This window comes from Methyloversatilis sp. (assembly GCF_051861465.1).
GTDB lineage: Bacteria > Pseudomonadota > Gammaproteobacteria > Burkholderiales > Rhodocyclaceae > Methyloversatilis.
This window is the reverse complement of the sequence record NZ_JBHYCQ010000008.1, coordinates 65,725-79,676: the sequence shown is the minus strand read 5'-3', so window position 1 is coordinate 79,676 and position 13,952 is coordinate 65,725. Positions and strand designations below refer to the sequence as shown.

12 protein-coding genes are annotated in these 13,952 nt (G+C 66.3%); 3 read left to right on the top strand and 9 right to left on the bottom strand.

Translation table 11 applies throughout. The annotated features are described in order from the left end of the window. Positions 1–11: 11 nt before the first annotated feature. From ACTIFF_RS12845 to ACTIFF_RS12820, 6 genes are all read right to left on the bottom strand, one after another. On the bottom strand, positions 12–827 hold the full coding sequence (locus ACTIFF_RS12845; protein WP_439537182.1) for a PP2C family protein-serine/threonine phosphatase: 816 nt from the start codon (positions 825–827) through the stop codon (positions 12–14). A 100-nt stretch (positions 828–927) separates the two neighbouring features. Continuing rightward, entirely contained in the window at positions 928–1,782 is an 855-nt protein-coding gene (locus ACTIFF_RS12840) for an HDOD domain-containing protein (RefSeq protein WP_439537181.1), read from the bottom strand. A gap of 83 nt (positions 1,783–1,865) precedes the next feature. Further along, a complete protein-coding gene (glcF, locus tag ACTIFF_RS12835; RefSeq protein ID WP_439537180.1) occupies positions 1,866–3,107 on the bottom strand; it encodes a glycolate oxidase subunit GlcF in 1,242 nt (413 codons plus the stop codon). A gap of 11 nt (positions 3,108–3,118) precedes the next feature. Further along, a complete protein-coding gene (gene glcE / locus ACTIFF_RS12830; RefSeq protein ID WP_439537179.1) occupies positions 3,119–4,195 on the bottom strand; it encodes a glycolate oxidase subunit GlcE in 1,077 nt (358 codons plus the stop codon). Positions 4,196–4,197: 2 nt separating this feature from the next. Further along, positions 4,198–5,721 (bottom strand): FAD-linked oxidase C-terminal domain-containing protein, encoded by a 1,524-nt coding sequence (locus ACTIFF_RS12825; RefSeq protein ID WP_439537178.1) that lies wholly within the window; start codon positions 5,719–5,721, stop codon positions 4,198–4,200. Positions 5,722–5,935: 214 nt separating this feature from the next. Then, the gene (locus ACTIFF_RS12820) at positions 5,936–7,228 is read right to left on the bottom strand and encodes a glycerate kinase type-2 family protein (protein WP_439537177.1); all 1,293 of its coding nucleotides are present in this window, start codon (positions 7,226–7,228) and stop codon (positions 5,936–5,938) included. A 143-nt stretch (positions 7,229–7,371) separates the two neighbouring features. Here ACTIFF_RS12820 and ACTIFF_RS12815 point away from each other — a divergent pair, with 143 nt between their 5' ends. From ACTIFF_RS12815 to ACTIFF_RS12805, 3 genes are all read left to right on the top strand, one after another. Beyond that, a complete protein-coding gene (locus ACTIFF_RS12815; protein WP_439537176.1) occupies positions 7,372–7,938 on the top strand; it encodes a cob(I)yrinic acid a,c-diamide adenosyltransferase in 567 nt (188 codons plus the stop codon). A 116-nt stretch (positions 7,939–8,054) separates the two neighbouring features. Beyond that, complete coding sequence (murI, locus tag ACTIFF_RS12810) at positions 8,055–8,858, top strand: glutamate racemase (protein WP_439537175.1); 804 nt, start codon at positions 8,055–8,057, stop codon at positions 8,856–8,858. Between the two features lie 486 nt (positions 8,859–9,344). Continuing rightward, positions 9,345–10,265, top strand: a complete 921-nt coding sequence (locus ACTIFF_RS12805) for a LysR family transcriptional regulator (RefSeq protein WP_439537174.1) — start codon at positions 9,345–9,347, stop codon at positions 10,263–10,265. Positions 10,266–10,433: 168 nt separating this feature from the next. Here the strand turns inward: ACTIFF_RS12805 and ACTIFF_RS12800 are convergent, their stop codons facing one another. Genes ACTIFF_RS12800 through aroG form a run of 3 tightly spaced genes read right to left on the bottom strand, consistent with a single transcriptional unit; the run spans position 10,434 to position 13,912 of the window. Continuing rightward, positions 10,434–11,300, bottom strand: a complete 867-nt coding sequence (locus ACTIFF_RS12800; RefSeq protein WP_439537173.1) for a decaprenyl-phosphate phosphoribosyltransferase — start codon at positions 11,298–11,300, stop codon at positions 10,434–10,436. 32 nt (positions 11,301–11,332) lie between these two features. After that, complete coding sequence (locus ACTIFF_RS12795) at positions 11,333–12,838, bottom strand: ArnT family glycosyltransferase (protein ID WP_439537172.1); 1,506 nt, start codon at positions 12,836–12,838, stop codon at positions 11,333–11,335. A 3-nt stretch (positions 12,839–12,841) separates the two neighbouring features. Then, the gene (gene aroG / locus ACTIFF_RS12790; protein ID WP_439537171.1) at positions 12,842–13,912 is read right to left on the bottom strand and encodes a 3-deoxy-7-phosphoheptulonate synthase AroG; all 1,071 of its coding nucleotides are present in this window, start codon (positions 13,910–13,912) and stop codon (positions 12,842–12,844) included. Positions 13,913–13,952 lie beyond the last annotated feature (40 nt).

Below are 13,952 nucleotides of genomic sequence, written 5' to 3'. Positions count from 1 at the left end.
GGCGGCCGCGCTCAGTCCTTCATGCCGCCGAGCTTGCGCCGGGCCGAATCCAGCCGTTCGCGTTCGGCCTTCTCGCGCGCTTCGACGTCGATCAGCTTGATGAGGATGAGCGACACATTGTCACCGGTCGGCCGGCCCCTGTCCCGCGCGCGCTTGATCAGCGTTTCGGCCGCCTCGCGAGCCGAAAAGACGGACAGCACACCGCCGATTTCCTCGTCGGAAAAATAGGCCCAGAGGCCGTCCGAACAGATCAGGAAGCTGTCGCCGTCGGCCAGGTCGGTGGCGCCGCCGTAGTCGATCATCGGCTCCTTCTGCGCACCAAGGCAGTGCAGCAGCAGATTGCGCTGCGGATGCGTCTTGGCCCCTTCCTCGTCGAGCCGGCCCTGGCGGATCAGTTCGCCGACCAGTGAGTGGTCCTGACTGATGGCGACACGCTTGTCATGGCGGAAATGGTAGATGCGCGAATCACCGCAGTGCGCCCAGTCCACGCGACCCGACTGCATCAACAGCACGCAGGCGGTGGAATGCGGATCCTGTTCGGTCGTGAAACGGGTGAGCTTGATCACCACGTGCGCTTCCTCGACCACGCTGCGCAGCAGGTCTTCCGGCGTTTCGACCGCGGGCGCGTAGGCCTCGAAGTTGTCGCGTGCCTTCATCACGACCTGCTCGGCCGCCATCGCACCGCCGCTGTGCCCGCCCATGCCGTCGGCGAGCACCGCCATCAGCATGCCCTTGTGGCGGCTGTGCGGGAAGACTGCGGCGCGGTCCTGCTGTTCCTTGCGGTCACCGATGTGCTGCGCAACGCAACTGTCTAATTTTAGTGCCATGAAGGTTTCCGGGTACGTCCCCTGATTCTAGCCGTGCAGGCGGGTCCGCTGCGACCCGCGTCACCCGGCGTCACAAACACCGGAAGATTGTGACGAATATTCACACCGCCAGACTGACGTGCCGTTCATTGATTTCATCGATGTATTCGTCCAGCGCCGCAGCGTGGATACCGAGTTCGGACAGGATTTCCGGCCCGCGCACCGCCCAGGACGGGTCGCCCAGCCCCTTGTTGCGCAGGTAGATGTGGGTGGCGAGCGCGACGATGCCGATCGTGCTGCGCAGGCCGAACGTGTCATCGTCCGGCATGACGTGATGGTGCTGGATCGCCTGCACGATCAGTTCCGGCAGACCCCAGTTGCGGGCAACCCAGTAGCCCACCGTCGCGTGATCCAGCCGATAGCTCGTGTTTTCGAGCGCGAGATCGACCCAGACAGTGTCGTCATCGAGATTGAGCCGCTTCCAGTACTCCGGAAAGCGGGTGCACAGCAGCGGCACACCACAATCGTGGAACATTGCGGCCAGATAGGCCTGGTCCGGGAACACATTGCACACCGCGACGCGCTCGCTGGCGATCTGCGAGGCGATCGCGGCAATCTCGTCGCACCGCGACCAGAAGTGCGACATCTGCGGACCGGCTCCGCTCGCCACCTGACGGATCGAAATGCCTCGCACGAGATTCACGGTCTGCGACAGACCGACCAGCATCAGCACCTGCTCGGCGTTACTCGGCGCGCGGCCGCGGCTGTAGGCCGGTGATCGGCACAGCTTGAACAGCGCCGACAGCACGCCTGGATCGCGCGAAATGGATTCGGCCAGATCGCCCACCTCGAAATCCGGCGCTCGCATCAGGTTGTCGATTTCCATCAGCAGATGCGGCTTTGCCGGCAGCAATACGGCGGTGGAATCGAGCAGGGCATCTGCGGTATCGGGAATCTTGCTGCGCGCTTTTTGCATGGCGGGGGTTCTCTTCCGGATCTATTGCGGGTTACGTCAAGTAACGGCAGGAATTGCCGCAACTTGAACCGCAAGCGATGCGCTCATGCAGCCGTTGTCAGCGCCTCCTCCAACCATTCGATCCAGTGCCGTACCGGCGTTCCGGTGCCGGTCTGCAGGTGTGCGATACAGCCGACATTGGCACTGGCGATCCCCTTCACCGGCGCCGCCTGCAGCGCGTGCAGCTTGTTGTCGCGCAGCGTGCGGGACAACTGCGGCTGCAACAGCGAATAGCTGCCGGCCGAACCACAGCACAGGTGGCTGTCGGTGACCGGTGCAAGTTCGTAGCCGGCGGCACTCAGCAGACCTTCGGCGAGACCGCGCACCTGCTGGCCGTGCTGCAGCGAACAGGGCGGATGATAGGCAAGCGCGGTCGGCACCGGCGGCTGCGCCGCGAACAGGCCTTCGATCTGCACCCGCTCGGCGTGCAGGATTTCCGACAGATCCTTCGTCATCGCACCGACGCGTGCGGCGCGCTGTGCGTACTGCGGGTCATCGGCCAGAAGGTGGCCGTACTCGCGCACCGTGGTGCCGCAGCCGGACGCAGTCATCACGATGGCTTCGATCTCGCCGCTGTCGATGGCCGGCCACCAGGCGTCGATCAGCGCGCGCATGTCGCGTCGTCCGCCGTCCTGGTCGTTCAGGTGAAAGCGCAAGGCGCCACAACAACCGGCACGCGCTGCCTCGACCAGCGAAATGCCGACCAGATCAAGCACCCGCGCGGCGGCGGCATTCACGTCCGGCATCAGCGCCGGCTGCACGCAGCCGGCCAGCACGAGCATGCGTCGTGCGTGACGCACCGGCGGCCAGCTGCCGGCATCGCGTCGAGGCGCCACCTTGGCGGCCAGCGAGGCCGGCAGCAACGGTCGGGCGAGCCGGCCGAGCGCCAGTGCCGTGTTGAACACACCCGATCGCGACAGTCCTTCCCGCAGCACCCAGCGCGCCGCGCGCGCGGCCAGCGGCCGTTGCGTGCGACGCTCCGCCACGGCACGGCCGATATCGACCAACTCGCTGTAGCGCACACCGGACGGACAGGTGGATTCGCAATTCCGACAGGTCAGACAACGGTCGAGGTGCGGCAGCACGGTTTCGGCCGGTACGGCGCCCTCGAACATCTGCTTCATCAGGTAGATGCGGCCGCGCGGACCGTCGAGTTCGTCGCCGAGCAGCTGATAGGTCGGGCAGGTGGCGTTACAGAAACCGCAATGCACGCACTTGCGCAGCACTGCCTCGGCCGCGTCGCCCTCCGGCGTGCTGCGGATGAAATCGGCCAGTCCGGTCTGCATCGGGATCGCTCTTAAAGTTCGGAGTACAGCCGTCCGGGGCTGAACACGCCGGACGGGTCGAAAGCCTGCTTCAGGCGCTGGCTGACTGCCATCACCTCGGGCTTGAGCGGTTCGAACACGCCGAGCGCCCGGTCCACGGTCCGGCCGCCGCGGAACAGGGTGGCATGTCCGCCCAGCGCACCGACCACGTGACGCAGCGCATCGGCGTCGGTGTCGCTGCGCAACCAGCGCTGCAGGCCGTTCCATTCGGTCAGGCTGTCGCCATCGAGCGCCAGATGCGGCGCCGTCGGCGGCAGCGCGACGCGCCACAGCGGCGCATCGCCATCGAAGAAGGCGTGCGTGTGATTGCGTACCGACTGCCACAGCGCGGCCGCTTCGACGGCGTCGACCGCCTCGCCGCCGATCAGCTGTGCCGCGGCATCGAGCGCCGCCTGGGCGCCCGACAGCCTGACGTGCAGCCGGCCGCCATGCCAGCAGGTGGCGGAAATCGGCAGTGGCTGCGCGCCCCACTCGCGCAGGCGCTGCAGCGCCATCGCATCGTCGAGTTCGAGCAGGCAGGTCTGTTCGGCCTGGGGCACCGGCAGCACCTTCAACGTCACGTCGAGAATGAGGCCCAGCGTGCCGAAACTGCCGGCGATCAGACGCGATACGTCAAAGCCCGCAACATTCTTCATCACCTGGCCGCCGAAGCGCAGCACGCGCCCCTGGCCGTCCATCACGGTGACGCCGAGCACGAAGTCGCGCAGGCTGCCCGCAGCCATGCGGCGCGGGCCGGACAGGCCGCTCGCCACCATGCCGCCCACGGTGACGCCGGGGCCGAACAGCGGCGGCTCGAACGCCAGCATCTGCTGGCGCGCGGCCAGCAGCGCTTCGATGTCCGCCACGCGTGTGCCGGCGTGCGCCGTGATGTAGAGCTCGGACGGCTCGTAGGCGATGACACCCTGGGCACCGCGCATGTCGAGCGGCGCGCCAGCGAGCTGCTGCGCGAGAAAATCCTTCGAGCCGCTGCCGTGCGGGCGCAGTGTGCGGCCTTGCGCGGCCGCATCCAGCACCAGCTCGTGCAACGTCGAATGGAAAGGATGGGTCATGGTCAGAAGCGCGGCAGGTCGGGGTGCGGCAGTTCGCCGTGATGCACGTGCATGCCCCCCATTTCGGCGCAGCGGTGCAGCGTCGGCACCGCCTTGCCCGGATTCATCAGACCGGCAGGATCGAAGGCCGCCTTCACGCGATGGAACATGTCGAGCTCACCGGGTGCGAACTGCACGCACATCTGGTTGATCTTCTCCAGCCCGACGCCATGCTCGCCGGTGATGGTGCCACCCAGCGCGACCGACAGTTCGAGGATTTCGATGCCGAAGGCCTCGGCGCGGTGCAGCGAATCCGCATCGTTCGAATCGAACAGGATCAACGGATGCAGATTGCCGTCGCCCGCGTGGAACACGTTCAGGCAGCGCAGGCCGTACTTGTCCGACATCGCATTCATCGCTTCCAGCATGTCGGCCAGCTTGCGCCGCGGAATGGTGCCGTCCATGCAGTAGTAGTCGGGCGAAATGCGGCCGGCCGCCGGGAAAGCCGCCTTGCGGCCGGCCCAGAAACGCAGCCTTTCGGCTTCGCCGTCGGACACGCGGACTTCGGTAGCACCGGCTGTGTCGAGCAGCGCGCGCACACGGGCAATCTCGTCCTCCACTTCTTCTGCCGTGCCATCGGACTCACACAGCAGGATGGCCGCGGCATCCAGCGGGTAACCGGCATGCACGAACGCTTCGACCGCCACCGTCGTTGCCTGGTCCATCATTTCCAGGCCCGCCGGGATGATGCCGGCCGCGATGATGTCGGCCACCGCCTGACCGGCACGGCGCACGTCGTCGAAGGCCGCGAGCACGCAGCGCGCCACGCGTGGCCGGGGCACCAGCTTCACGGTCACTTCGGTGACGACGCCGAGCAGGCCTTCCGAACCGATGGTGACGGCCAGCAGGTCATAGCCCGGACTGTCCGGCGCGGCACTGCCCACCTCCATCACGTCGCCGGCCATGCTGACCATGCGCACGCGCAACACGTTGTGCACGGTCAGGCCGTACTTCAGGCAATGCACGCCGCCGGAGTTCTCCGCCACATTGCCGCCGATGCTGCAGGCGATCTGCGACGATGGATCCGGTGCGTAATACAGGCCGTGCGGCGCCGCCGCTTCGGACACCGCAAGATTACGCACGCCCGGCTGGACCACCGCCTGCTGCGCCAGCCGGTCGACCGACACGATGCGGTTCATGCGCGCCGTCGACAGCACGACGCCCTGCTTGTGCGGCGTGGCACCGCCGGACAGTCCGGTGCCGGCGCCGCGCGGCACCACCGGCACACCGAGCCGGTGACAGGTGCGCAGCACGGCGACCACCTGCGCCTCGGTCGTCGGCAGCGCGACGGCAAGCGGCATTTCGCGCATCAGCATCAGACCGTCGCATTCGTAGGCACGCAGGCGACCGGCGTCCGTGATCAGGCAGTCGGCCGGCAGCACGCGCGACAGTTCGGCAATCAGGACAGCCGGGGCGATCGCCGCGGGTGCAGCGGCAGCGGAACGGGTGTGGGCGGTTTCGGCGTGGGCCTGCGGCAATGCGCTCATGGCTCGTTTTCGGGTGCAATCATGCGGTCGATGATACCCGCAGACATCCGCGACGGCGGACGGTTGCGACGAAGCGATCCGGCGACACCGAAACGTGCCGACTTGAACGACGGCTGGCCGGGCATGACCCGCCGCGGGTGGAGCGGGTGCTGTGGGAGCGGCGATCCCACAGGGGCGCCGCCTGCTGACGCTTTCCGCTGAAAGCGAATGCGCGTCAGGCCTTCTTCTCGACGTAGATGGCGCGGAAGTCGTTCACATTGGTCAGCGTCGGTCCGGTCACGATGAGGTCCTCGATGCCGTGGAAGAAGCCGTACGCGTCGTGCACATCGAGCATGTGGCGGGCGTCGATGCCGGCGGCGCGCGCGCGGGCGAGCGTGTCGTCAGTGACCAGGGCGCCTGCGTTGTCCTCGCTGCCGTCGATACCGTCGGTATCGCCGGATACCGCATGGATGCCGGGCATGCCGTCGAGCGCAATCGCCAGCGACAGCAGGAATTCCGAATTGCGGCCGCCGCGCGGCTTCTGCCCCGGCTTGATCTGGCCCAGCGTCACCGTGGTCTCGCCGCCGGACAACAGCACGCAAGGCGGCGCCAGCGGCGTGCCGTTGATCGCGCACGCCTTGGCGATGCCGGCCAGCACCTTGCCGGCATCGGCCGACTCGCCTTCGATCATGTCACCCAGCACCAGCGGCGTCACGCCGTGCGCGCGGGCCACCTCGGCGGCCGCCAGGAGCGAGGCCTGGGCGGTCGAAATGGTGCGCGTTTCGCAACGCGCCAGACGCGGGTCATCCGCCTTCGGCGTTTCGGATTCGGGGCGCGACAGCCAGTTCATGACCGCGGTCGGCACTTCGATGTTGTAGCGGCGGATGATGGCCAGCGCATCCTCGCGCGTCGTGGTGTCGGGCACCGTCGGGCCGGACGCGACCACCGCCGGATCGTCGCCCGGTACGTCCGAAATGACCAGCGTGAACACGCGCGCCGGATAGCAGGCCTGCGCCAGTCGGCCGCCCTTCATCGACGACAGGTGCTTGCGCACGCAATTCATTTCCTGGATCGCCGCGCCGCTGGTCAGCAGCGCGCGGTTGACCGCCTGCTTGTCCTCCAGCGTCAGCCCTTCGGCCGGCGCGGACAGCAGCGCCGAGCCGCCGCCGGATATCAGCGCGATCACCAGGTCGTCTTCGGTCAGTCCCTGCACCGACTGCAGGATGCGCTTCGCCGCCTGCTGACCGGCCGCATCGGGCACCGGATGCGATGCCTCGACCACTTCGATGCGTCGGCACGGCGCGCCGTGGCCGTAACGGGTCACCACCAGCCCGGACAGTTCGCCCGGCCAGTTTTTCTCGACCGCCAGCGCCATCGACGCGGCCGCCTTGCCGGCGCCGACCACCAGCGTGCGCCCCTTGGGCGGCGGCGGCAGGTTGGCCGGCACGCACAGATCCGGGTTGGCGGCGTCGAACGCCGCCTGGAACAGCTTGCGCAGGAAGTCTTTGGGGTCGATTGTCTGGGTCATGCTTGCGGCAGCTCCATGTTTTGCATCCGGTCAGCACGCAACGCACGTGACCATGGGAATATATGAAGAATTCTAACTGGTACGGCCTTATATATAAGCCGACTTATAATCAATAGCTCTTATCCATCTCATCACGAGCAGCCATGGCCAACCGACTTTCAAAAATTACGACACGCACCGGTGACGGTGGCGAGACCGGCCTGGGCGATGGTACGCGGGTGTCGAAATGCAGTGCCCGCGTGCACGCGCTGGGCGACGTCGACGAACTGAACAGCGCGCTCGGCGTCCTGCTGTGCGAAGCGCTGCCGCCCGACCTTGCCGCGCTGCTGACCGACGTCCAGCACGATCTGTTCGACCTCGGTGGCGAACTGGCCGTGCCGGGCTACAACCTGGTCAAGCCCGAACAGGTGGCACGGCTGGAAACCGAACTGGAACGACTGAACGCCGAACTCAAGCCACTGAAGGAATTCATCCTGCCGGGCGGCACACGCGCGGCTGCGCTGTCGCACCTCGCGCGCACGATCTGCCGGCGCGCCGAACGCGCGGTGATCGCCGCCGCCGCCGAAGGCCAGGTGCCGGACGCCAGCCGGCAATACCTCAACCGTCTGTCCGACCTGCTGTTCGTCATCGGCCGCACCTTCAACCGGCTCGATGGCCGCGGCGACGTACTGTGGCAACGTGGCCGGGCGCACGACGGCGAGACGGGCTGAGCAGACCGCGTGCGGATGAGCGCCGAAGATGCGGGCCAAGGCAGCTGGATCCGGAACAATCACGATATCGCGATGACGCTGCGTTCTTCAGGCACGACCACGACCGGAGGGCCATCGTGACGCCGGCGAGCAGTGCCCCGACAGGCGTCTTCGACTCCGGCCTCGGCGGCCTGTCGGTGCTGCGCCACGCGCGGTCGCGCCTGCCCGCCGAAGACTTCCTGTATGTCGCCGATTCGGGCCACGCGCCGTATGGCGAACGCAGCGCCGACTGGATCCGTGCGCGCAGTCTGAGCATGGGCGAATTCCTGCTCGGCCGCGGTGCGAAAGCGCTGCTGATTGCCTGCAATACGGCCACCGCGGCTGCGGCGCACGCCCTGCGCGACCGTTGGCCGGAGGTGCCGGTGATCGGCATGGAACCGGCCGTCAAACCCGCCGCCGCCGCCACGCGCTCGGGTGTGGTCGGCCTGCTTGCCACCACGGGCACGCTGGCCAGCGCTCGCTTTGCTGCATTGCTCGACACCTTCGGCCGCGATGTCCGCGTGATCACCCGGCCCGGCACCGGCCTCGTCGAGGCGGTCGAACGTGGCGAACTGGACACGCCGGCCACCCGCGCGCTGGTCGCGTCGCATGTCGAACCGCTGCTGGCCGGCGGTGCCGACGTGATCGTGCTTGGCTGCACGCACTACCCCTTCCTGCGCGGCTTGATCGAGCAGCAGGTCGGGCCGTCGGTACAGGTGATCGACACCGGCGATTCGGTGGCCCGTCAGCTGGCGCACCGACTCAACGACGCCGGACTTCTGCGCAGCGGCAACCCTGGGGGAACCGAAAGCTTCTGGTCCTCGGCCGCCTCGGACACCGCGGAGCGGGTGCTGCAGCGGTTGTGGCATCCGGATGCGCGACTTGCAGCCTTGCCGGGATAAAAAAATCCCGCACACTCGTCGGATTCTTTTACGAATCAGACAGGTGGGCGGGTAAGACCGAAGGGTTGGCCAAGGGAAGCGGTATCCGGGGCGGTGAGCTGCCCCGGACGAGTCCCTGCGGCGTCAGCCAGTGAGCCGCAGCGGGTTGTCGGGTTGAAGGGATGCCATCTGTCGTGAGTGGGACGAGCCGTTGTGACGATCCGCCCGGTGACTGCGATCACCGCCTGCGGCGCCCGGTATGAAGCCGGCCAGAGCGAGCCGGAAGCGAACCGCGTCGTCCATGCACAGGATTCCGAACATCTTCGCGTGCCCCAGCGCTGTCAGACGTGAAGTGCGCCACCCGTGTTTGGGCAGAGAAGCAAGCGGGCTGGGCGCGAGGGTGATGGACACGGATGATTCGGGTTGCAATGAATGATGCGAGATGCTAAAAACTTTGATCCATTAGTACAAATATTATTTTTTTCTTGATTCGATAATAAAAAGGTTATGAATATTACGCTCCGGCAGTTGCAGGTGTTTGCGAAAGTGGCTGAAACCGGCAGCTTCACGCGCGCGTCGGAGCAGCTCTTCCTGACCCAGCCGGCAGTGTCCCAGCAGGTACGGCAGCTGACCGAAACAGTCGGCGAACCCTTGTTCGACACCATAGGCCGGCGCACCTTCCTGACCCCGGCCGGGGAGGAACTGCTGTCGGCGTGGAAGGGCATACAGCTTCAGTGGCAGCAATTCGAGGAAAACCTTCAGGCGACCCGCAGCCTGCACCGAGGCACACTCAGGCTGGCCGCGGTCAGTACCGCGAAGTACTTCGTGCCGCGGGTGCTCGGGCCCTACTGCGCGCAGCACCCGGGCATCGATGTGAAGCTGGAAGTGGCGAACCGGGACCGCCTGATCGAGCGCATGCAGGCCAATCTCGACGATATGTACGTCATGACGAAGCCGCCAGAGGACATGGATCTCACCTGCGACTCCTTCCTCGACAATCCGCTGGTCGCAATTGCGCCAGCGTCGCACCCGCTGGCCAACGCCGGCTTGCTGAAGCTGCAGGATCTCGCCAAAGAGCGCTTCATCATGCGCGAACAGGGTTCGGGCACGCGCATCGCGATCGAGAACTATCTGTCGCAGCAGGGCGCAACACTGAATGTACGGATGGAACTGGGCAGCAATGAGGCCATCAAGCAGGCGGTGGCGGGCGGACTGGGCTTGTCCATCCTGTCTCGCCACACGCTGCATCGCGACCCGCTGCTCGAGGATGAAGTGGTCATCCTCCAGGTAGAGGGGTTTCCGCTGATGTCACGCTGGCAGGTGGTCCGGCTGCAGCAGCGTCGCCTGTCGCGGGCTGCCGAAGCCTTTCTCGAATTGCTGCAGGCCTGGATACCCGCCTATCTGGGCACCAAGGGCATGGGAATCTGACGGCCTGGCTGCCGGACTGACGGAGCAGCTGCGGCGCCCTTCGCCGTGCAGCGGGCAATATGCCGTTCAGAAATCGGGGGATTTTACCGGCGGAATGCGGGAGGTACTCCCGCATTCCCGGGACAGGCCGTCGATCGTGCGTCGCGACAGCCTGCGGACGCCGTGCGATCAGCGCAGCAGGAAAACCGTAACCGCCAGCCAGCCAGCCATTGCGACGATCAGGTGCGGGTCGCGGAACAGGTCATACGACGGATCACCGCCACCACCGCGGCGGTGCAGCATGTACAGGTAGCGGAACAAGCCGTACAGCACGAACGGCAAGGTGTAGATGAGATCCGCCGTACCGTGGATGCGCACCGTGTCCTCATCGACCGTGTACAGCGAATACGCCACCACGGCGCAGGCGCCGGTAATTGTGATGAACTGGTCGAGCAGTGCGGGCGAATACAGATCGAGCACCTTGCGGTGCGCCCCGCCCGACTCGTCCATCAACATCATTTCCGCCCGCCGCTTGGAAAAGCCGAGGAAGAGGGTCAGCAGCAGGCCGCACATCAGCAGCCAGTTCGACGGGGGAATATCCAGACCGGTTGTACCGGCCAGCAGGCGCAGCATGAAGCCGGCGCTGATCAGGAACACGTCGAGCACCACGACGCGCTTGAGGCCATAGCTGTAGCCGAAGTTGATCAGCCCGTAGACACACAGCAGATAGACCAGCGTGTCACCGACCTGCCAGGCCAGCAGCAGCGAGCCGATCGAGCAGGCCGACATCAGCAGGATGGCCACCGACGGCGACAGCGCGCCGGATGCCAGCGGCCGCTGCCGCTTCGCCGGATGCAGCCTGTCCTGCTCGATGTCGCGCAGATCATTCAGCGCATACACCGCGCTCGACATCAGGCAGAAGGCGAGGAAGGCCACGATGGCCGCCTGCACCGTGGCCGCGTTGTGCCAGGCGTGACCGAACAGCAGGCCGAAGAACACGAAGCCGTTCTTCACCCACTGGTGGGGTCGCAGCAACTTGAGCGCGGCGGCAATCATGATCGGTGGCCGGATGGCAAACCTGCAGGCATTCAGCGGAAGTAACGCTCTTCGAAATAGCAGCCCTGCTGCGGCAGCCAGCCCGGAATCGCGTACCAGTAGCGGCGCGCCGGTTCGAGCACGCCGGCATGATAGGCCGCGAAATCGAAGCCGTGTCCGCGGATGCGCCAGAACTTCGCGCCGCGCACCGTGAGCAGGTCGACCTGCACGTCGCGGAAATACGGCGTGTAGTCGGTCAGCTCCGGCGCTTCCTTGCTGAGCACCAGCACATCGCGACCGTCGAGGCGGCGGAAATCGGTCAGCATGTCATCGTGGCGCGCATGGCTCGACGCCGGACCGAACACCGGCCAATAACGTCGGTGGTTGTAGCCGACGGTGACCGACGGCGAGTAGCCGTCGGTCATCAGCTCGTAGCGATTCACGTCGTCGCCGAGCGCGGCGATCACCTCATCGGTCTTGACCGTCTGCACCACGCCGGCGTACTTGCGTTCGCCCAGCAGCGAGGCCCAGCGCTCGACCGGCTGGCTGGCCACCGCCAGCACGGCCGCCACATGCACGGCAGCGATCACGGCAGCGAACCTGATCGTCCGCTGCAGCGTCACATCGGACACGCTGCGGCCATACAGCAGGAACACCAGCGGCACGAAGGAAAACACCCAGTGCAGGCCGATCGTCTTGACCAGCGACAGCAGGCCGAAAATCGACAGCGGCACGACGACCAGCCAGGGCAGCGCCGCCTGGCGCAGCCAGGCGCCCGGCGCGCGCAGCAGGCCCCAAACGACCATGGGCGTCAGCAGCCACACCATCATCGCGCCGTAGAGCAGCGGCGTTTCCCAGGACAGGTGGGCGTTGCCATGCCGGTTGAACACGTTGAACATCACGTTCGCCCAGCAGTGCTGACTGTTCCACCAGGCGTTGTACAGCCCGGCCGGCAATGCGCACAGCACGAGCAGCGCCAACGCCTTCCATTTCCAGACGGCCGGCCGCCACAGTGCCCAGCCGATGTAGGCAAAGCCGAGCAGCACGGCGAAGTACTTCGACAGGAAGGCGCCGCCCAGCAGCAGGCCGCTCAGCGCGAACAGCCCGAATGTGCGGCTGCGCACGGCACTCAGGAACACCAGCGCCGACGCGACGCTGAAATACACCAGCGGAATGTCGGTCGTGATGAGGACGTCGAGCACGCTGGCCGGCGCGAGCAACACCAGTGTGGCCACACCCCAGCGCGTGGCGTGCGGGTCGTCGCGCAGAAAGGCGAGCAGCATGAAGGACAGCAGCGCAGGCTGCAGGATGGCCGGCAGGCGCAGCCACCACTCCGCTTCCGACACGGCGATCAGCCCGGCGAGCCACCAGCCGACCATGGGCGGGTGGTCGTAAAAGCCCCCGGCGGGAATCCTGCCCCACCAGTAGAAATACGCCTCGTCGCCGGTGAAGGGCAGCGCTGCACCCAGCCAGCCGCGGAACAGCAGCGTGAGCAGCAGCGCCACAAAGTAGAAACGGCGCCAGTTGTGGGCTGGCGCCGTTGCGGAGAACAGGCTCACCGATCAGTCGCGGTCGGCAATGGCACGACGGCGCGCGCGCACGGCTTCGGCCAGCGTGTCGAGCAGCTCCACGCTCTTGTCCCAGCCGAGGCAGGCGTCGGTGATGCTCATGCCGTACTCCGGCTCCTTGCCGGCGACCAGGTCCTGACGGCCTTCCTTCAGGTGCGATTCCACCATGACGCCGAAAATGCGCTCTTCGCCACAGGCGAGCTGGGCCGCAACGTCGCGCGCCACGTCCATCTGCAGCGCGCATTGCTTGCGGCTGTTGGCGTGCGAGAAGTCGATCATCACCTTGGCCGGCACACCGGCAGCGGCCAGTTCGCGGCACACCTTGTCGACCGCCTCGGCGTCGTAGTTCGGCTCCTTGCCGCCGCGCAGGATGACGTGACAGTCTTCGTTGCCCCCGGTCGTGACGATGGCGGAGTGGCCTGCCTTGGTCACCGACAGGAAGACGTGCGGCGCCTGCGCCGACTTGATCGCATCGGACGCGATGCGCACATTGCCGTCGGTACCGTTCTTGAAGCCGACCGGGCAGGACAGGCCGGAAGCCAGTTCGCGGTGCACCTGGCTTTCCGTCGTGCGCGCGCCGATCGCGCCCCAGGCGACCAGGTCGCCGGTGTACTGCGGCGTGATGGTGTCGAGGAATTCGGTGCCGGCCGGCAGGCCCAGTTCGTTCACTTCGAGCAGGATGCGGCGCGCCAGGCGCAGGCCGTCATTGATCTGGAAGCTGTTGTCCAGATACGGATCGTTGATCAGACCCTTCCAGCCCACCGTGGTGCGCGGCTTTTCGAAATAGACGCGCATGACGATTTCGAGGTCGGCCGACAGACGCTCGCGCTGCTTCATCAGCAGCTTCGCGTATTCCATGCCCGCCTTGTAGTCATGGATCGAACACGGACCGATGACGACCAGCAGCCGGTCGTCGGCGCCGCGCAGGATGCGGTGGATCGCCTGACGCGCGCCGAACGTGCTTTGCGCAGCGACATCGCTGGCCGGCAGGTCTTCGAGCAGCTTCATCGGCGGGATGAGTTCGCGGATATCCTTGATGCGGACGTCGTCGGTGATCATTTGCATGTGAGCGTTCATGGCCTTCAGTTCGGGGACCGCGCAGGCA